The organism is Mucilaginibacter yixingensis (genome assembly GCF_041080815.1).
GTDB classification, from domain to species: domain Bacteria; phylum Bacteroidota; class Bacteroidia; order Sphingobacteriales; family Sphingobacteriaceae; genus Mucilaginibacter; species Mucilaginibacter yixingensis.
Map to the genome: position 1 here is coordinate 4,768,835 of NZ_CP160205.1, position 18,443 is coordinate 4,787,277.

Annotated in this window: 16 protein-coding genes; 7 read left to right on the plus strand and 9 right to left on the minus strand. The window is 47.0% G+C overall.

What is annotated here, in order from left to right:
• Positions 1-77 precede the first annotated feature (77 nt).
• A complete protein-coding gene (locus ABZR88_RS19630; RefSeq protein WP_107827657.1) occupies positions 78-1,229 on the plus strand; it encodes an outer membrane beta-barrel protein in 1,152 nt (383 codons plus the stop codon).
• A 27-nt stretch (positions 1,230-1,256) separates the two neighbouring features.
• On the opposite strand, the gene ABZR88_RS19635 is transcribed toward ABZR88_RS19630, so the two are convergent.
• Entirely contained in the window at positions 1,257-3,731 is a 2,475-nt protein-coding gene (locus ABZR88_RS19635) for a hypothetical protein (protein WP_107827658.1), read from the minus strand.
• Between the two features lie 472 nt (positions 3,732-4,203).
• On the opposite strand from ABZR88_RS19635, the gene ABZR88_RS19640 reads away from it, so the two are divergent.
• Complete coding sequence (locus ABZR88_RS19640; RefSeq protein ID WP_146166496.1) at positions 4,204-4,449, plus strand: hypothetical protein; 246 nt, start codon at positions 4,204-4,206, stop codon at positions 4,447-4,449.
• 65 nt (positions 4,450-4,514) lie between these two features.
• Here ABZR88_RS19640 and ABZR88_RS19645 read toward each other — a convergent pair whose 3' ends face one another.
• Genes ABZR88_RS19645 through ABZR88_RS19655 form a run of 3 tightly spaced genes read right to left on the minus strand, consistent with a single transcriptional unit; the run spans position 4,515 to position 8,170 of the window.
• On the minus strand, positions 4,515-5,981 hold the full coding sequence (locus ABZR88_RS19645) for a hybrid sensor histidine kinase/response regulator (RefSeq protein WP_107827660.1): 1,467 nt from the start codon (positions 5,979-5,981) through the stop codon (positions 4,515-4,517).
• A gap of 50 nt (positions 5,982-6,031) precedes the next feature.
• Positions 6,032-6,481 carry a response regulator gene (locus tag ABZR88_RS19650; protein ID WP_107827661.1) on the minus strand — a complete coding sequence of 150 codons (450 nt, stop codon included), beginning with the start codon at positions 6,479-6,481 and terminating at the stop codon, positions 6,032-6,034.
• Positions 6,482-6,517: 36 nt separating this feature from the next.
• Complete coding sequence (locus tag ABZR88_RS19655) at positions 6,518-8,170, minus strand: ATP-binding protein (RefSeq protein ID WP_107827662.1); 1,653 nt, start codon at positions 8,168-8,170, stop codon at positions 6,518-6,520.
• Positions 8,171-8,352: 182 nt separating this feature from the next.
• Between ABZR88_RS19655 and ABZR88_RS19660 the strand changes: the two genes are divergently transcribed.
• Positions 8,353-9,645 carry an alpha/beta fold hydrolase gene (locus ABZR88_RS19660; protein ID WP_211309760.1) on the plus strand — a complete coding sequence of 431 codons (1,293 nt, stop codon included), beginning with the start codon at positions 8,353-8,355 and terminating at the stop codon, positions 9,643-9,645.
• A 58-nt stretch (positions 9,646-9,703) separates the two neighbouring features.
• Here ABZR88_RS19660 and ABZR88_RS19665 read toward each other — a convergent pair whose 3' ends face one another.
• On the minus strand, positions 9,704-10,321 hold the full coding sequence (locus ABZR88_RS19665) for a hypothetical protein (RefSeq protein ID WP_107827663.1): 618 nt from the start codon (positions 10,319-10,321) through the stop codon (positions 9,704-9,706).
• A 95-nt stretch (positions 10,322-10,416) separates the two neighbouring features.
• Positions 10,417-10,764, minus strand: a complete 348-nt coding sequence (locus tag ABZR88_RS19670) for a nuclear transport factor 2 family protein (protein WP_107827664.1) — start codon at positions 10,762-10,764, stop codon at positions 10,417-10,419.
• 130 nt (positions 10,765-10,894) lie between these two features.
• Between ABZR88_RS19670 and map the strand changes: the two genes are divergently transcribed.
• The 4 genes from map (at position 10,895) to ABZR88_RS19690 (ending at position 13,114) form a co-directional block, all read left to right on the plus strand.
• Positions 10,895-11,659 (plus strand): type I methionyl aminopeptidase, encoded by a 765-nt coding sequence (gene map / locus ABZR88_RS19675; RefSeq protein ID WP_107827665.1) that lies wholly within the window; start codon positions 10,895-10,897, stop codon positions 11,657-11,659.
• Positions 11,660-11,925: 266 nt separating this feature from the next.
• Entirely contained in the window at positions 11,926-12,249 is a 324-nt protein-coding gene (locus tag ABZR88_RS19680; RefSeq protein ID WP_107827666.1) for a helix-turn-helix transcriptional regulator, read from the plus strand.
• 9 nt (positions 12,250-12,258) lie between these two features.
• Entirely contained in the window at positions 12,259-12,726 is a 468-nt protein-coding gene (locus ABZR88_RS19685; protein WP_107827667.1) for an SRPBCC domain-containing protein, read from the plus strand.
• A gap of 7 nt (positions 12,727-12,733) precedes the next feature.
• Positions 12,734-13,114 (plus strand): DoxX family protein, encoded by a 381-nt coding sequence (locus ABZR88_RS19690; RefSeq protein ID WP_107827668.1) that lies wholly within the window; start codon positions 12,734-12,736, stop codon positions 13,112-13,114.
• Between the two features lie 166 nt (positions 13,115-13,280).
• Here ABZR88_RS19690 and ABZR88_RS19695 read toward each other — a convergent pair whose 3' ends face one another.
• The 3 genes from ABZR88_RS19695 to ABZR88_RS19705 all read right to left on the minus strand — a co-directional run bounded on the left by ABZR88_RS19695 (position 13,281) and on the right by ABZR88_RS19705 (position 18,363).
• Positions 13,281-14,984, minus strand: a complete 1,704-nt coding sequence (locus ABZR88_RS19695) for a hypothetical protein (protein WP_211309761.1) — start codon at positions 14,982-14,984, stop codon at positions 13,281-13,283.
• A 75-nt stretch (positions 14,985-15,059) separates the two neighbouring features.
• Complete coding sequence (locus tag ABZR88_RS19700; RefSeq protein ID WP_146166497.1) at positions 15,060-15,635, minus strand: hypothetical protein; 576 nt, start codon at positions 15,633-15,635, stop codon at positions 15,060-15,062.
• A gap of 106 nt (positions 15,636-15,741) precedes the next feature.
• Positions 15,742-18,363, minus strand: coding sequence for a gliding motility-associated C-terminal domain-containing protein (locus ABZR88_RS19705; protein ID WP_107827670.1), 2,622 nt, complete (start codon positions 18,361-18,363; stop codon positions 15,742-15,744).
• Between the last annotated feature and the right edge of the window lie 80 nt (positions 18,364-18,443).

Sequence of the window (18,443 nt, forward strand, 5' to 3'; positions counted from 1 at the left end):
AGTTACCATAACCCTATCCCCTATTTCACCAAACACACGCACCTTTGCAGCCATCATAAAAACACTGACTCTGCCAGATGCGTAAGAAATCAATCCTCATAATTATCACCTGTCTTTTCACACTAAAATGCTTCGCACAAAATACTGCTGATACAACAGCTAATGCGCTCTCCTTTCCTAGTACCACAGGGCCACTTACCCCAAACCCTACTCCTTTTAAATTTGACAAGATCTATATCTCGGGCGTGGTGAGCGGATTAGCGCAAGCCCAGAACAATGTAGCCAGAGGCGATAAGGCACTGCAAACAGACATCAGCAACGCCCAAATCTTCATTCAGAAAAACACGGGACTGATTCAGTTTTTTATTGAGGCCGGCGCCTATTCTCAGCCCGATTTGGGGGTTCCTTATTTACGGTCGGGATTGAATGAAGCCGCATTTTATGGCATCATCCCACAGGGGTATCTGGAGATTGCCCCATCGGATAACTTCTCTTTTATGATTGGCAAGCTGGCTGCGTTTATGGGTGCCGAGCCTACGTTTTCGTTCCAGAACATGAATATTCAGCGCGGTTTGTTGTGGGATCAGAGCAACTCAGTTAACCGGGGCATCCAGGTCAATTACTCGGCCGGACCAATCGCCATCGCGCTCTCCTATAATGACGGTTTCTATTCCAACAAATACAACTGGCTCTCGGGCACGCTTACCTATGCGCTTGATAAAGCCAATACCTTTGTGCTGATGGGCGGCGGTAGTTTAAGCCGAACCAATATTTCCACCTCGGCAACGCCGCTGTATCAGAATAACGGGCAGGGCTACAATTTAATTTACACCCATACTGCTGGCTCCTTCACTATTCTGCCATATTTACAATACACAGTGGTGCCCAAGTCGGCTTTGCTCAACACAGCGCAAACTGCTAAAACATATTCTGCTGCCCTATTGGTTAACTATTCGGTACCTCACACTGGGTTTAGTTTGCCGGTCCGGGTAGAGTATGTTAAAACAACAGGAAGCGCAGCGCAGGGAGCACCCAACCTGATGTATGGCGTGGGCAGCAACGCATGGTCTGCCACGGTTACGCCCACCTATCAATACAAACGCGTATTTGTGCGCTCGGAGTTTTCTTACGTGCGGGCCGGAAATATCACCAGCGGAATGGCTTTCGGCCCCGAGGGTAACGACGCCATGCAGAGCAGGGTATTGTTAGAAACCGGATTTATATTCTAATGAATCCGGTTTCTAACCAACAACACCTTAGTAATCAATATCAAATCCCTGCAGCATCAACCGGTTTCCAGGCGACACCGTGCCCGTATGCTGCAAGCCAGCACCACCAAAGGTATTTGGATCAATTGTAGCTGATAGATTTACCTCGTGCACCAAGCCTTCATCTTTTTGAATTTGCTGTTGCGGGGTAGTGCTGGTTACGTTGGCGCTGAGCAAGTTACCTTTAACATTCAGCTTCACAACGCAGCCAGGTACAAATGCAGATGAATAAACCTCTTTACCAATTGGCGTGCTTGCGCCATTCACAAACTTGTAAAGCGTAAACTTAACGCCTTCGCCATAGGCTGGCGTACGTTGAATGCGCAGGCCATAGCCGGTCAGCGTTTTGGCATCAAATTTAATATACACATCGGCATATTGCCCGGTCGCACTGCCAAAGCCTTGCCCTGATACTTTATGCGGACTTAGTTTTACCGTAACCGCCATATCGCCATAAGTACCGTCTTGCGCATACAGCAACCGGGCTCCGCGTGCAACGGTGACCAGGCCTATCCGGTCGGCAGTGCCGTCGTCGCCGGGGCCGTAGGTCCAGGCGCTGCCTGTACCTGGCTGCCATTCAAATTCGGCGCCTATATCTGCAGGGCGGTAGGTATCCAGCGTCCACCATCCATTGCGGACGGCCACGCTTCTTTGCACCGCAATGTTTTGGAAATCGGTATGGATGTTTTTAGTTGATACATCTTTCGCCGTTATCTTCCTGCTGATGGCCATTACACCACTGCCGGCTAAACTTGTTGCATGTTTGGGCTCTATTTTGGCCACCAGGTAATATCCCACATCACCGGTTGTTAACGGATACGTTTTTAACGGTTTATTTAACCGGCTCACCGCTACCGGGATGGTGTCCGTTCCTTGTGCAGATGTAGCGCGGTACCAACTGATGAGCGACACATCGGCCCGTTTGCCTATGTTGCTCAAGGCATAGTCAACGCTGATACTGCCATTTGCAGGTTCGTTAACTTTAAATGCACTGGCAAGTGCCGGGGCCGGCAACGGATTGGCTACAACATCAATATAAGCCACACCAACAATTCCGCCGGCGGTTATACCCTGCACATAGGCCCGTTGCGTTTGCTCGGTAGCGTTGTGCCCTGTTACGGTTACGGCGCCGTCGCCATTGTCAGTAAGCGATAGTATTTTAGCATCACTTACACTCCATTTAACCGGCGTGGTTGTCTTTACCCTTTCCGGGTAGATGATGTATGAAACCGGAGTTGATTCCCCTGCCTTCAATTTTGGCTTAGCCGCGCGCAGGTTCAGGCGAAAGGCAAGATTACCGTAGGCCGCCATTTTTAATTTTTGGCCGGCAGGGTCCCAGTCGTCATTCTCGCGCAACAGGTTGTAAATATTATATTCGGCGCCAACTTTATAAGGCTTAAGTGTTTCAGGTGTTAAGGTTACAGACAGGTCTGGCCGGGCTGCACTAACGGCCACCGGCTTGCCATGCAACGTGTTATGATATACATATTGCCTTACATCGTCGTTTAAAACATTGGTCCACTCTAACCGGCCAATATTACCCTCAAACACACCGTCAATAGTAGGGAAGGCGGCATTTCTTTTGGCATAATACACGGTGGCATTGGCCCCGGCATCGCGCAACATCCCAACAAACCGGCAGCCCAGGTAAGCCTGAATAATGGTAGACCCGCCCGGCGAAGGGTGATTGGCATAATAGTTAAAAGTACAATTGCGATAAACGGTTACATCGCCACTGCCTATAGCATCATCAGTACATTGAAAAAAACACTTGTCAAAAAATTCACGGTGAGCCCGCCCTGCAAGCAGGTTCAGAAAACTCACGAAACGGCAGTTTTCAAACAACCATTTATCAGCCCTTTCGGTACCGGCGTTAGTGATGGTTTGCGCCTGGGTAATGGTGGTTTGTCTTTTCGGATAACTCTTGCTCGGGTCAGGACCATAAACCAGGTCGACATTACAATAATTGCCAAAGGTGATATTATATGCATGGAATGCATTACCCAACCCGATCACGTTCCAGTTGCCCCGAGATCCGGCCATTTGCCCTCTGTTGCCCGCAATAATGGTATGTTCAGGATTGTCTGACAGGCCGATCATCGTGATGTTAGCCTGTGGCAATAACAAACCTATCAGATGGTTTTCGGCGTTGTCGCTTTTAGGATCGTCTGTCCAGTAAACGTCGGGCTCCAGATAAACAACAGTTGGCGTGGCCTCTGTCCCGCTTTTGGCATTGGCCGCCAGCTCCTGCAGGCTACCAAAAGTGTATGGTCCGCGGCTCTCCTTTTTCAGTTTGGCATTTACATACAAGGCATGCTCATTCAGCTGAATGGTTTTACCCTGGTATTTGATGGATGTTGCGGGTGCTGTTGCGCCGGACTTGTTGCCCTGGGCAATCAATGCCGTTGGCATAACAAATAACAACATAAGCATCACATACGGACGCAGGCTTGATAATCTCATGTTAGTGGTATTGGGTTACAATTGGTTATTGCAAATTACAACTAATATGGATTGGTCAAGATGCTGGAGCCCGGTTTAATGGGGGCTGGTGGGTAAAAATTAAGTGACAATGGGAAGTATATTTAATAGCAATCAGGCACTTTAAGTCGACCTCACTTTGTATTTCAAATTTTATATTTGATACATGAAGGACAACAAACCTAAACTAACTCTATTTAAATGGATTTCGTTGATCCTGTTAATTATCGGTCTCCTGTTTATCTATTTTATCCCTCGGGCAATTATGTACCCCGATTACGCAATCATTGAGTGGCTCGTTTTCCTATGCATCTTTTTTATAATCCCAATACTAGCCTTAGCTACTTTATGGGGGTTTACTCATAAAGTAACTAAGGCTAGTATTTGTATAGCGCTAGTATTGCCGATGATAATTGGCCCCACGTTCGAATTGTTTCAGAATCATCGCGCAAGGGTGGAATTAAAGAAATATGGAACCTGGACCAACGCTATTGTTATCAATAGGAAGCAGGTAAGTGAGCATGGAGGAGGGTTCCAGCATTGGGCAATAGCATGCAAGTATGTGGTAAACAATCGTACCTACGAAACAAAATTCCACGATGATGAACTGAACATTCACCCAATTGGCGACACCATCAAAATAATTTACAGCAGTAAGTTTCCTAAAATATATTCGCTGAGTGACGAGTGGAAAAACTAATTTGCCTATTAAGGGCAAAACCGCTTCAATTAGCTTTTTTACCCTTAATAAAGTAACAACCTGCGTTACGCCGCCTTCAGCGCAAAGAAGAATGTAGTTCCCTCACCCAGATCAGATTCTACCCAGATACGGCCCTGGTGACGTTCCAATATTCTTTTTACAATGGTGAGGCCCATACCCACACCCTCGTATTGACCGCTGCTGTTATGCAGGCGACTAAAAATCTCGAAGATCTTTTTATGGTTCTCTTTGGCAATACCGATGCCGTTATCGCTTACGGCAAAAATCTGCTCATTGCCTTGTTCAAAGCTGCGTACGGTTAGTTCGGGCGTTTTGTTGCCGCGGTATTTAATGCCGTTGCCCATCAGGTTCTGGAACAGCTGCACCATTTGCACGTAGTTGGCGTCAATCTCAGGCATGCCTTCAATAGTCACTACGGCGCCGCATTCGTTTACTTTGTTTTGCAGATTTCCCAGCGCCTCTTCGGCTGCCTTTTTCATATCTACCTTCACAAAAGCGTCCGTCTGCGAGTCAGTAACGGTATACTGGTAAATGCCCTCAATGGTGTTGGTCATGTTGTAAGATACCTGAGTCAGCATCTGCATAGTTTCCTGCAAATCTTCCGACAGGTCCTCACCCAGCATTTGCAGCGTATTGATCAATAGCACACAAGAAGCAATGGGCGAGCGTAGGTCATGCGCAATGATGTGGGCAAAACGCTCCAGATCCTGATTTTTTAAACGCAGCATCTCCAAGAGGCCGCTGTTGTAAGCTTCCAGCTTTTTGTAGTTGAGTACAGATTTAACGATACTAGGCAAAATGAGCATGTGCTCACCCATGTTTTTATCCTTGATCAGATAATCAGCGGCGCCGGCTTTCATCAGTTCAACCGCTGTTTTTTCTGAGCCCTGGCCCGTGGCTATTACAATCGGGATATCGGCGGCCTTTGCAATGGCAATCGAGTCAAACGCAGTGCCATCGGGCAGGTTAAAGTCAGAAACAATCAGGTCATATTTTTTCTTACCCACCTGCGCCCTCAGCTCTTCAATACTGGATACCACATCGCATTCATACTGCGGATTGAGTTTGATGAACTTACGTTTGATGAAGGTGATATCGATCTCCTCATCTTCCAGGAACAAGATCTTGTTTTGACCACTTAAGGTTAGCTGCTCATTAATTAGTTGTGAAACATGGATCGGCAGTTGCTTTAGATAGTCACCATCAGGATCTTTAACCAGTTCTCTAACCACATGATTTTTGAACGATTGTGAATCCGCATCCTTCAATATCAGCAGCGGAATTTTGGTCAGCTCCAGAAAAGGCGAAAACTGGGTATAAAAGCCCCGGTTAACCAGCGCATCCTGGGCTATTAAGAAATCATTGTTGTAGAGCTTAACAGATTTTTCAAACTCGTCCTGACTGGCGTAGTAGGTTATTTGTGGCTGTTGAAATGCAGCGTTAAGCTCGTTATTAATTAATATTTGCTCTTGTTGATTGGCAATTACGGTTATTCTCAGATTATTCATCATGAGCTATTGCGGTAAAAAGGTATTCGGTAAATGTTCTTAATCAGGCAAGGTTACTCTTGCGATGGCTTGGGCGGTTGGTTCAGCATTAACCAGTACATGCCCAGTTGCTTTACGGCATCGGCAAAGTTCATGAAGTCAATAGGTTTAACAATGTAGCTGTTAACCCCCAGCTCGTATGCTTTCTTAATATCCACATCTTCTTTTGAAGACGTCATCATAATTACCGGTATTGATCTCAGCACTTCCGACGCCTTGATCTGCTCCAGTACTTCCAGACCGTTAACGCGTGGCAGCTTCAGGTCTAGCAAAATCAGCTTAGGGATGGCCTGCGGAACTTTCTCAGGACCGGTACCAAAAAGGTAATCAAGCGCATACTGGCCGTCTTCCAGCCATTTAATATCATTAATCAGGTTATATTTCTTTAGTGCGCGGATGGTTAGCGTTGCATCTTCTTCACGGTCTTCCACCAGCAGCACTTCAGGATATTCTTTAATGTTCATACAATGAAAAATAGAATTATGATAAAAACTGCCTGCTTATACAATAGGCAGGCTAAAACTAAAAGTGGCCCCCTCGCCCAAGGCACCTTCTGCACTTACTACCCCGCCATGACGGTCAATCACTTTTTTCACAATGCTCGGACCAATACCCGTACCTTCAAAATCTTTATCATTATGCAGGCGCGAAAATATTTTGAACAGCTTGTTTTTATACTTCTCATCAAAACCCGCACCATTGTCTTTCACGGTATAGGTTATGCTGTCTCCCGTGATTTTTGAGTAGACAACAATCCTCGTTTCCGGGGTATTTCGGGAATATTTTAACGCGTTAGAAACAAAGTTAGTTACCACCTGGGTAATCATCGCCTGGTCGCCAACGGCTGGTGCAAGCTCTCCTAACTCAAAAACCACCTTGTGGCCGGCAGGCTCTTGTCGCATTAGCTCCTCAAACACAGCCCTGAAGATGGCCTTCATGTCTAATGATGAGTTGATCTTCTTGGCACGGCTCAATTTGGAGAACGACAGGATATCGTCGATCAGATTACCCATTCGCAGGGCGTTGTTAACAATGGTGTTCAGCGTTTTCTGACCCTCAGCATCCAGCTTATCACCGTAATCTTCCATCATAATATTGCTGAAACCGGCTATGGCACGCAAAGGTGCCCGCAAGTCATGACTTACAGAATAAGAAAATGCCTCCAGCTCTTCGTTGGCATGAACCAGCGCTTCGGTACGCTCGGCCACCAATTTTTCAAGGTGATTTTTATGCTCCAGAATCTCGGCCCTGATGCGTCTGTTTTCAATAGCCAGGTTGGCAAAACGGGCACCGTAAGCTATCCTTTCCAGATCTATCTTTTGAGGGGTTCTGGGTTCGCGATGGTAAATAGCAAACGTACCTACCATTTCATTACTGCTTGACAAGATGGGCTGCGACCAGCACGACTGCACACCCGCCCTGAAAGCCAGCTCTTTAAAGGCCGACCAATATGGGTGGGTGCCAATATTATCAACACAAACCAGTTGTTTGGTAGCTGCCGCGGTGCCACAAGAGCCAATGCCCTCGCCTACCGAAATGCCGTCAATAGCCTCGTTATAAAAATCGGGCATACCCGGACCGGTACCGCAACCCAGTGTATGCGTTTCTTTATCGTACAACAAAATGGTACAGATAGACGTAGCATCTTCTTCTTCAATTGACCGTACGATAGAACGCATAATGGTAAATATATCCATATCACCAGCCAGCTGCTCCAAAATTTTAGCACGATTACGCTCCCTTATGCGCAGCAAATTGCGTTCGGTTACGTCTTTTATGGTACACTCGTAAAAAGATTCTCCGTTTTTATCAAAGCTCCGGTAATGGATCTCTACCGGGAAGGTAGTACCATCTTTCTTCCTGAAATCGCGCTGCAAGATCAGCGAGTTGGCTTTCAGAAAGCTGGCCCAGTCTTTTTGTGTGGCAATTATTTCCAGGCCTACTTCCAGATCGGCAATGTTCATATCCAGCAGTTCTTCTTTGGAATAGCCCAACACCCGGCTGGCTTCGGTATTGGCGTCTGTTATGCTTCCCTGGTCATCATGCACCAGAATGGTGTCAGAACTTCCTTCAAAATAGGCAACATATTGTTCCTGATTCTGCTGCAACAATTCTTCAGCAGAAAGAGCAGATTGACTTTCGCTTGTATTCATACGGTAGCTTTTAGGCACTAAGATACAATACAGCCAAATTTGGGCTAAATTTTAATCACAACTCCCGGTTGTTTTAATCTGCTGACTAGAATCATGGTTATTATGACCCGGACCAGCCGCCAAACTGCCGACATACCAAAAGCTAATTGACTATATTTGATCATCACCCAATTTGAACCGGCATGAAATGGCTGTCCGTTAAAATCTTGTTATTTAGTTGCCTGTGTCAGGCTGCTTTGGCTGCCGATACCGTAAAGGTTAGCAAGCCTGCAACTATGGTACAATTAAACCGATGGCGCGCTGAGGCCCGTAAAGCCTTGTTTATCCCCTCGCCCGCACCTGCCGTGAAGCCACATGTTTTCGGCAACCTTTCGCCAATGCCGGGGATTTTGGTGCAACACGTTACTTATGGCACACAATATGGCATGCGGGTGCCTGCGGTGGTATATGCGCCAACAAAACCCAAAGGAAAGATACCGGCAGTGATCATAGTCGCCGGTCATGGCGGCGATAAAGCCACCTGGTACGAAGTCTATGCTGGTATGCTCTATGCCAAAGCCGGCGCTGTGGTGATTACTTATGACCCGATTGGAGAGAACGAACGCGCCAGCACCCACCAGCACGAAGCACGCGAACATGATATTGCCCTGCCGGGCGCACAATCGCCCGCACGGATGGGCGGCTTGATGATAGGCGATGTGATACAAGCCGTGAGTTATGCCATTAGTCGGCCCGATGTCGACCCCAAACGGATTGCCGTGCTGGGCTACTCTATGGGCAGCTTCCATGCAGCATTGGCCGCCGCGCTTGATCCGCGCATCCGTGCGCTGGTGCTTTCGGGCGGCGGCGATCTGGACGGCAACGGAGGGGCATGGGATTCGAGCACCAAAACCATGTGCCAGGGCGGTCCCTACCAGGCGCTCAGCTTTCTGCCTGATAAAGGCGCCATCCTTTATGCCCTGCATCAGCGCAGCGGCACAACCTTAATTTTAAACGGATTGGAAGACGGCCTGATCACCAAACCCAACCATCTCGATCCATTCTTTAATGATCTGCGCACACGGGCAGCCGCGCTGGCCGGACCAAAAGCGCCCTTAATAGACTACCGCTTTTACCCCGGCGTAGCCCACCGCCCCAGTTGGGTAAATACCGATGCGTTTACCTGGCTGCATGCCCAACTACATTTCCCCAATGGCGATGCCTTGCTGGCGGGCGGCACCACGCACATTGCCGAATGGGCTGCCACTACCGGCGCACACATTAATAAAGGATATGAGGTAGAAGAACGCGAAGGCGGCATCCGGGCTGTAGGAACAGGCTTCCCGGCACTTACGCCAGATCAGCTGCAGGTAGTACCGATGGCCGAGTGGGAAGCCCACCGCGATGACTATACCTGGCCGGCCTGGGCTAAGCAAACTTTGCAGGTGCAGGGGCTGCCGGTGGTGTTGCCGGTGCAGGGAGGAGTTGGGCGTTAGAAATTTTTAGCACCTAAAAACCTAGGTATAGGCCGATGGTTTCAACCACCAGATACTGCTATAAATCGTCAATATAGCATTCAAAAAATGGCCGCTCTCTGAAAATGATAGCATCCTTATAATCTGAAGGCCGCTCAAAAAAAGGTACTTTATGATTCTTTAACTCCCCCGTATTTAACACATAGCTATGGTTAATAATTTCAGCAATATCATCGACCGCATATCCTTCAGGCATTTGAAAGAACTCCCAGTGAAAACTGGTTCCGAAACCGAAATACTTTCCGTCTTTCATTTTGGCAGCAAAGCCAGTCCAACCCATTGTCGTTTCACCACGAATTTGCTGTTGAATATTAAACGGAAACGCATATTTACTTTTTTCAACTCTTTCAATATCGTAATCGTTTATACAATTACCTTTTGTAACGAAAGATTTAACGATATCGGCATAACCTAGTCCTGAAGACCGACTAAATACGTTAACTGATTGTTTCTCTTTAAATCGTCTGATTGCTAAGTTTACAACCTTTTCTGGGTTACGAAAAACTACGCAAGGCAAGAATGTTCCATCTGTTAAATAAACAGCCGCTCTGTACCCTGGCCCGTTAATACTATCGTCTAAAGGCTCGACATTATTTATTAGAAACTTGATTATTTGTTCTGTATGTTGACGAGTCATAAACGTTTAGGTTAAGGCAAAAAGCTCTGGCAATTCAAGTATACAGATTTTCCCCCATTTGTTCTGCACTCATCGAAATCGACTCCATTACAATATTATCCTATCTCGATTTCCATCTGCTGCAACAATCCACCCGCGATGGTATACACATGTAACACCTTCCCGTTAAACACAGCGTTACCTTCCAGATCTTTCACCAGTTGATCAACCTCAACGGCTATTGTCCCGTCTGTTCTTTCGCGGAAATAAACCGGGGTTACTATCGGGTCAATCTCTTGCCATTGCCTTTCCCAGTAGGCTCTCACTTCGGTGTGTCCGTGCGCGTAATCGCCCTCCCAGGCTTTGGGCCATCTAACATCCGGAGACATCACACTAAGTACGGCATCAATATTTCTGGCGTTAAAGGCAGTATAAGCCTGCCTGATTAGCTGTTCTTTATCCATGAATTATAAGGGTGTTTTTGTATTAGTGCTCCTCAGCTAAAAAATATCACCGCGAAAACTGATCAGTCTTAACACCGCATCCTTCAAAATATATTAATCATTAACTTTGCAGCCCACTAAAATTTCAGAAATGTATATATCTACCGATGAAGAAAAAACTGGCATGCAACTGGCCAGTGATGCCGTAGCTATTACCTTAAACAAAATGCGTGCCTATGCCAAAGCGGGCATCTCTACCAAAGAGCTGGACGAGTATGGCGGTCAGTTACTGGCAGAAATGGGTGCGCAATCTGCCCCAAAATTGGCTTACAATTTCCCGGGTTATACCTGCATCTGTGTTAATGAGGAGGTTGCACACGGGGTACCATCGGCAGATAAGATTTTAAAAGAAGGCGATCTGATCAATATCGATGTATCGGCAGAGCTCAATGGTTTTTGGGCCGATAACGGCGGGTCTTTTATTTTAGGTGAAGACATCCACGGTCATGGCAAGCTGGTTGCCGCATCAAAAGAGATTTTGAAAAAGGCCATCAGCAATATTAAGGGCGGCGTCAAAATCTCAGACATTGGCAAACTGATTGAAACGGAAGCAAAAAAAGCCGGCTATACGGTCATCAAAAACCTGACGGGCCATGGGGTTGGTCGCAGCCTGCACGAAGACCCGCACGAAATTGCCAACTATTGCGACCGTGAAAACACTACACGCTTTAAAAAGAACTCGGTAGTAGCTATAGAAACCTTCATATCCACCCGATCCACCATTGCCGAACAACAGGCCGATGGCTGGACGCTTACCGGCAACAAAGGTGGTTTTGTTGCCCAGCACGAGCATACCATTATGGTAACCAGTGCCGAACCGGTGATATTTACTGCACAAAACGGCGTTTGGGATTGATATTATTATATATAGGATCTTGTCATTGCGAGGAATGGCTGAGGCAGTGAGCTGGGATGACGAAGCAATCTCGTCGCATGCTGTCGTTCTGTGACGAGATTGCTTCGCGCACAAACCCGTTCCCTCAGCCCTGCTCGCAATGACAAAGTTTTAAATCTATACTACTCTTATAAAAAAAGCCCATGGACAAACCCCAGAGGCTTTTTTTATAAAAATTTGCGTAGTCAAATAACTACATATATATTTGTAGTCAAATAGCTACATAAATGAATTTACGCAGAGACGTTTTCCAGGCCATTGCAGATCCTACCCGCCGGGCCATACTGGTGCTGGTGGCCACGCAATCAATGACAGCCGGAGCCATTGCCGCCAATTTTGATACCGCCCGCCCTACCGTTTCCAAACATTTACAGATACTGACCGAGTGTGAACTGTTGAAACAGGAACAAACAGGTCGCGAGATATACTATCACTTTAACCCCAATAAAATGAAAGAGGTAGCCGATTTTGTTGAACCCTTCGCTAAAATGTGGGACGATCGCTTTAACAAGCTGGAAAGCCTGATGCAACAGTATAAACCAAAAAAATAATACCGAATCATGGAACTGAAGACAAAAGTAAACGCCAACGACGGCCAGCAGGACCTGGTTATCACCCGCGAATTTGATTTACCGGTAGACTTGCTTTTCAAAGCCTATACCGAACCAGAACTGATTACCCAGTGGATGGGTACCAAAATACTAAAACTGGAGAGCCAGAAACATGGCAGCTACCAGTTTGAGACTTGCGACCCGCAAGGTAACGTGGCCTTCCGCGCCAGTGGCGTGATCCACGAGTTGGTGACCGATCGAAAGATCACCCGCACATTTGAAATGGAGGGCGCCCCCTTCGGCGTGCAACTGGAGATCTACCAATTTGAGGCACTGACTGACGGCACCAGCAAGCTGCACATGCACGTCATTTATGAGTCGGCCGCCAAACGCGATCAGTTGCTGCAGTTGCCGTTTAAGCAAGGACTCAACATGGCGCACAACCGCATTCAGGAAATTTTAGGTCAACAAAAATAACACCGTCATGAGCAAAAGAAATAAGATCATTTACTGGATTGCCACCGCATGGCTATCGCTCGGCATGCTTTCTACTGGCATTGTGCAGCTCATCAGAATGAAGAAAGAAACCGAGCTGATGCATCTGCTGGGCTACCCTGATTACTTCTTAACCATTATTGGTGTATGGAAGATTTTGGGCGTGATTGCAGTACTCATCCCCCGCTTCCCTGTGCTGAAAGAATGGGCTTATGCAGGCTTTTTCTTCACCATGTCTGGTGCTGTTATTTCGCACCTGGCCTGTGGCGATAAAGATCTTTTCGGGCCGATGTTATTAATTGTGTTAACGGCAACTTCGTGGTATTTCCGTCCGGCGGAGAGGAAGCCGGTGGTGGCGAGTATTAATTAAAACTAAACACGGGGCGTATTATTTAAAGTTGTCATTGCGAGCAGGGCGCGGGCGTTGATTGAGCGCGAAGCAATCTCGTCGCACGCCATAGTCCAGCGACGAGATTGCTTCGTCGTCCCTCCTCGCAATGACAAAATTTAGTAAGAACTCTCTAGTCGGGTTCTCCCTACTTCTCCTTCAACAACTCCTCCAAAACCTCCGGATGCATTTTAAAACGCACCATACCAATGGGGTGGAAACGGTTGTTGTTAATGGCTGCATATAGCACTGTATAAACATTGTTGCCTTCCGGGATGAGGCACAATGGCGTGCGCATCAGGTTCCACCATTGCTTTACCTTGTTTTGGATGGGCAGATAACGCGCCTCGTTCCAATGCAGGCCGTCTTTTGATAGCGCATAACCAAACATGTTAACAAAGTGATGCCCGTTATCGTCCGGGCCGCCATCAAATATGGCAATGTAGGCGCCGTTCTTCAGCTGATAGACCAACGGGTTTTCCAGAAACTCGGGATTCATGCTTTTAACAGGGTTGACGGTGGTATCCAGACGTGTCCACGGGCCGTCCATACTTTGCGCTTTAGCCAAGCCGATGTACCAGCCTTTGCCGGAGTTTTTTGGATAATCGGCCCAGGTTTTAAACGGATAGGCGCCTGCATAAAAACCCAGCCAGCCATCTTTCACCGGAAAAGGATAGAACGATGCCACACCCTGACGCCCCTCCCAGGGTTGTGAATCAAGTCCCGGCTCCATAATTAATTGACCATCGTCATACGGACCGCCAATGCCATTCATCCCTTTGGTTTGCGATTTAGTACACCAGATACGCCCGAAGGAATGATTAGGCGCAATATTTTTATCAACCGTATAGGTTAAGTAATAGCCATACCAACGGTCTTCTTTCTGGTTAAACACGGCATTGTATGACCATATAGCCGCACGGCGATCATTCATCGGGTTATCTTCCTCGGCAATGGCATATTTGCCACTGGCCTGGTAAATAGTGCCCACACGTTTCCAGTGGATGGCGTCTTCACTTTCCCAATGACCTATGCGGGTTTTCACACGGTCATAATAAGCTGGCACTCCCATCTCTCCTGCCCGCTCGGTAGGGAACAGGTGATATTTGTTGCCAACCTTTACGCAAGTACCACCTTCAAAACCGCCTTGTATGGTTTCGGTACCGGGCATACCCTGGTTAATTACCGGGTCGGCGGGAGCATCAAGCACTTCAAAAAGCTGTTTACCGTCGGTCAGGCTATCGGTCAGGTAAGCGCGCCACTCGCGGCCGTCAGGTAGCTGGGCATTGAGCTTTGACGCAGCGGCGGTATTTTCAACTACACCTGCAACAAAAGTATCAGGCCCGGTGGCCACTGTGTTCCAGCCTTTATGACAAGGAACACCATAAATATCAACCGGAGCCATTTCTGTAATAGTCAAGCCGTTTTCAATCAACAGCCTGGCGTTTTTATCTTTGGGTTCGGCACCATGAACAACAGCCAGCAATACCGTGCCACTACCATTAGTTTTAAAAGTTACGGATGATGTGCCGCTAGCTGTTTTTATACCAGTAAGCCGGCTGAGTTGCGCAGCAACACGGATGATACCGTTCCTTTTTCCAGAAAACGGGCAATACGGCTTCTTGAGTGGAAAAACCGCGTCAGTCTTTGCTTTCAACTGAATAGCTATAGGTTTCCAGGCCGCTGGCTGATCTTTAGCCTGGGCAGTTGCACCGTTAATAAATGCGATGGGAGATAAAGCTACGGCCAATAAAGCCAGCCTGAAAAAGGTACTGCGCATAGAGTAGTTGTAGTTTGCTGAGTTATGCTGGTGGTTTACGCCGGCAATATAGGCATTGCCAGGTTTTATCACAGCACAAAATCTGCAGTCAACAGCGCAGTCAGGTAACCCGGAGTAACAAAACTCCGGGCAAGATCTTTACAAATGCTATTTGTTAATTACCGTATAAGGCATGGCATTGATGGCGCCACCGGTAACACTGGTATTGGTAATAGAAACAATGTTGCCGTTACCGTCATAATTAGTTTGCAGTGCGTTCATGCTAAAGGTGCCGGTAATGGTTTTGGCAGTGGCATCAACCTTGCTGATGGTAATCGTACCATTACCCTGGGTTGCTGCCACAACAGGCACAAAAGTTACCTTGCCGTTGGCATCGGTTTGGGCGGCACTATAAACCATTGACGGGTTGCCATTGGCGTCAACATTGTAAGTACCAAGAGGAAAATCGCCGGTTGAGGTTGCATTATTTACCGTTATGGCAAAAGTAAGCTGTCTTTTACCGTTGGTGCCGGTTATGTTAAGCACCTTGGTTTTAGTAGCTGCGGTGTAAGTAACATTAGCACTCAGGGTATCAACAGGATCCCAGGCTGTGCTGTTAAAAGTTGCCGAGAGCAGGTATGTTGTAGTTGTGGTGGTGGTAGTGGTGTCATCGCTCTTCTTTTTGCAAGCCTGGGCCACCAAAACAACTGCGCACAATAACAGGACGTGTATCTTTTTCATCATAAGGGTATTCAATTTCACCGAATCAACGCAAACTTATTGTGTTTGGCGCTAATACGCAGCAAATTTCACATTTTTTAACAAATTGGGACTATAGTACGGTTAATATTTAACGGATTATAGTAATATGGCCGGCCGTCTTTTGATTTTCAAACCCCAGATCTATCACGTAATAATAGGTTGACACCGGAATTGGTTGTCCATTAAAGCTACCGTCCCACGGTTGACTATATCCCCTGGATTGATAAACAAGCTTGCCGTACCGATCATAGATATTAACCTGACAATTAGGAAAACTGTTAATACCACCAATCACCCATTTATCATTCACCCCATCTCCATTAGGGGTAAAAGCGTTAGGGACATCCACCCTCGCAACTATAGTTAGCTTAACCGGATTACTGGTGGCCGGTGTGCTACAAGCCGCCAGCGGCGTTACCATACAGGTTACCACATCGTTATTTACAAAACTGCTGCTGGTAAAAGATGGGCTGTTTAGTCCTGCAGGCAAATCGTTTACAAACCATTGATAAGTTAGCTCACCGGCAGGGCCTGTATTATTCGCTGTTGCAGTTAACGTTATTGGCGTACCCTCAAAAGCCCAACTGACCGAGGATGTTATGGCTATTGTTGGATTGATGGCTACATCGCGCGTAACCGTAACGGTGTTAGAGTTGCCCATGTACGTACTGATGCACGCATCATCTGTATTAATGATAGAACAGCTTACCTTATCACCTGTTACCAGTACCGATGACACAAATATCGCCGAGTTATCGCCAGCATTGGCGCCATTGACCTGCCATTGATATTTAGGCGCTGCACCTGCATTTTGCGAAGTGGCCGTAAACGTAACCGGTGTGCCGGGACAGGTATTAACCTGTGTCGTTGCAATTGTCACTGCAGGTATTACTGGTAACGTAACATTAAATGTTTGCGATTGCGGCACCGCATCCAGATAATAAGGTGCCAAGCCCGGCTCTGACAAAGTGATATCCGTAGAACCGACACCCACAATATGTATTTTACCGTTATTGTCAACAGTAGCCACAGCCGGGTTGCTGCTGGTATATTTGGCCGGAAACAAATTATCGGACACCAAACCGCCAACATTAAAATCTGCAGCACAAACCGTTCTTGTATTTATGACTGGCAACAGCACTCTCAGTTGTGCAATAAATATCACTTGCTGTGTTGCAGGCGTTGCTGCACTATAGTGCTCACTGGCAGCCTGATTAGCAGTAAGCGTTATTGTCCCCGGTTTTATTACTTTAATTTGTCCATCAGGTGTAATGTAGGCCACCGTTGGGTCACTGCTGGTAAAGGTTATGGGCGTTTCATTATTGTTACTGGTAGCATGCGGATCGTAAATATTACCTGCTCCTAGAGTACCGCCGGGTGATTGGGCAGGCATAGTGATAACCGACGGAATAAGTGTAGGAACAGCATTAGTAGCCACTGCAATATTAATAATTTTACTATAGCTACCGCCGCTATTATAAGCGGTGATGGTATAATTTTGCGCTGGAGTAATAACTGTAGGCGTACCGCTGATAGTACCGGTCTTGGGATCAAACACCAATCCGGCAGGCAACGGTTTATCGATAGTATAACCTGTTAGGGTAATCCTGACAACCCGGCTTCCGCCCCCTACCAAAAGATTGCCGTCAGGGTCCGTTGCCATGCCTATAAATGAGCCATATGCAAGCGTGCTAATAACACCCGCTGGGGTTATCTTTTTTACGCTGGAAGAGTTTTGATCATTTACATACAAATTACCAGCGGCATCAAACCGGGCTTCACGCGGAAAATTAAACCCGGATGCAAAGGTTGTTACCGTACCATCAACCGCAATTTTTCTGATGACGTTATTGGTTGCGTCTGATACATATAAGTTACCGGCAGGGTCAACTTCAACAGAGGTGGGCGTGTTAAAAGAAGCAGACAGGCGCGGGCCGTTAGTAAATCCAGCAGTGCCATTGCCGGCATAAGTGCTAACCACTCCAGCGGTCGTTATTTTTCTGATCAGGTTATTTGTCTGATCGGCTACAAATATATTTCCGTCTTTGTCTATTGTAAGCCCCCTGGGATTTTCAAAACGTGCTGCAGTCCCGGCCCCGTCAACGTTACCCGATGTCACGCTTCCGGCCAGAGTAGTTACGTTGCCAGACACATCAATCTTTCTGATCTGATTATTGCCGTAATCTGCAACGTAAATATTTCCATCCGTATCTATAGCAAGAGCATCCGGCATGCTAAATAACGCACTGGTACGATAACCGTTTGCAAAACCGCCGGTGTTCTTTCCTGCAAACACACTTACTGCACCCGCTGGAGATATCATATAAATAATGTTAGCATCATAATCAGCCACATAAACATTGCCTGCTTTATCTGCAACCACACCGGTAACCGTAGAGAACGTACCTGACAACGTGTTAACAGAGCCATAAATACCCGGCGGCACAGCCCCTCCGGTATTTAGCGGACTCAGCGGCGCAATAGGCTGATTGATGCCGTATACTAACGGTGTAGGATAAGAAAACTGAGGGGGCGCAACAAGTACGTTGCTAATATTGGCATCAGCGAGATTGCCGTATGTTTTAAGGCGCGACGTTTGAGCTATGGTTTCTGCTCTGGCCATCAGCGTAGCCTGCGGTGTTTGCGCATAACTACTTAAAAAAACACATAAAAGTATGATGGAAAGCCCAGCGACTAAACGAAATTTCATGTTATTGCGATACCTGGTGAAGGTTGATTATTACAGCACTAATATCCGCATATTTTTAGCCAATTTAACAAACGGAGCTT

What these genes read in the sequence shown, in the direction of transcription:
- ABZR88_RS19655 (WP_107827662.1), bottom strand. Translation starts at nt 8,170, where the DNA reads ATGAATACAAGCGAAAGTCAATCTGCTCTTTCTGCTGAAGAATTGTTG.
- ABZR88_RS19635 (WP_107827658.1), bottom strand. Translation starts at nt 3,731, where the DNA reads ATGAGATTATCAAGCCTGCGTCCGTATGTGATGCTTATGTTGTTATTT.
- ABZR88_RS19630 (WP_107827657.1), top strand. Translation starts at nt 78, where the DNA reads ATGCGTAAGAAATCAATCCTCATAATTATCACCTGTCTTTTCACACTA.
- ABZR88_RS19670 (WP_107827664.1), bottom strand. Translation starts at nt 10,764, where the DNA reads ATGGATAAAGAACAGCTAATCAGGCAGGCTTATACTGCCTTTAACGCC.
- ABZR88_RS19680 (WP_107827666.1), top strand. Translation starts at nt 11,926, where the DNA reads ATGAATTTACGCAGAGACGTTTTCCAGGCCATTGCAGATCCTACCCGC.
- ABZR88_RS19665 (WP_107827663.1), bottom strand. Translation starts at nt 10,321, where the DNA reads ATGACTCGTCAACATACAGAACAAATAATCAAGTTTCTAATAAATAAT.
- ABZR88_RS19660 (WP_211309760.1), top strand. Translation starts at nt 8,353, where the DNA reads ATGAAATGGCTGTCCGTTAAAATCTTGTTATTTAGTTGCCTGTGTCAG.
- ABZR88_RS19700 (WP_146166497.1), bottom strand. Translation starts at nt 15,635, where the DNA reads ATGATGAAAAAGATACACGTCCTGTTATTGTGCGCAGTTGTTTTGGTG.
- ABZR88_RS19685 (WP_107827667.1), top strand. Translation starts at nt 12,259, where the DNA reads ATGGAACTGAAGACAAAAGTAAACGCCAACGACGGCCAGCAGGACCTG.
- ABZR88_RS19645 (WP_107827660.1), bottom strand. Translation starts at nt 5,981, where the DNA reads ATGATGAATAATCTGAGAATAACCGTAATTGCCAATCAACAAGAGCAA.
- map (WP_107827665.1), top strand. Translation starts at nt 10,895, where the DNA reads ATGTATATATCTACCGATGAAGAAAAAACTGGCATGCAACTGGCCAGT.
- ABZR88_RS19690 (WP_107827668.1), top strand. Translation starts at nt 12,734, where the DNA reads ATGAGCAAAAGAAATAAGATCATTTACTGGATTGCCACCGCATGGCTA.
- ABZR88_RS19705 (WP_107827670.1), bottom strand. Translation starts at nt 18,363, where the DNA reads ATGAAATTTCGTTTAGTCGCTGGGCTTTCCATCATACTTTTATGTGTT.
- ABZR88_RS19650 (WP_107827661.1), bottom strand. Translation starts at nt 6,481, where the DNA reads ATGAACATTAAAGAATATCCTGAAGTGCTGCTGGTGGAAGACCGTGAA.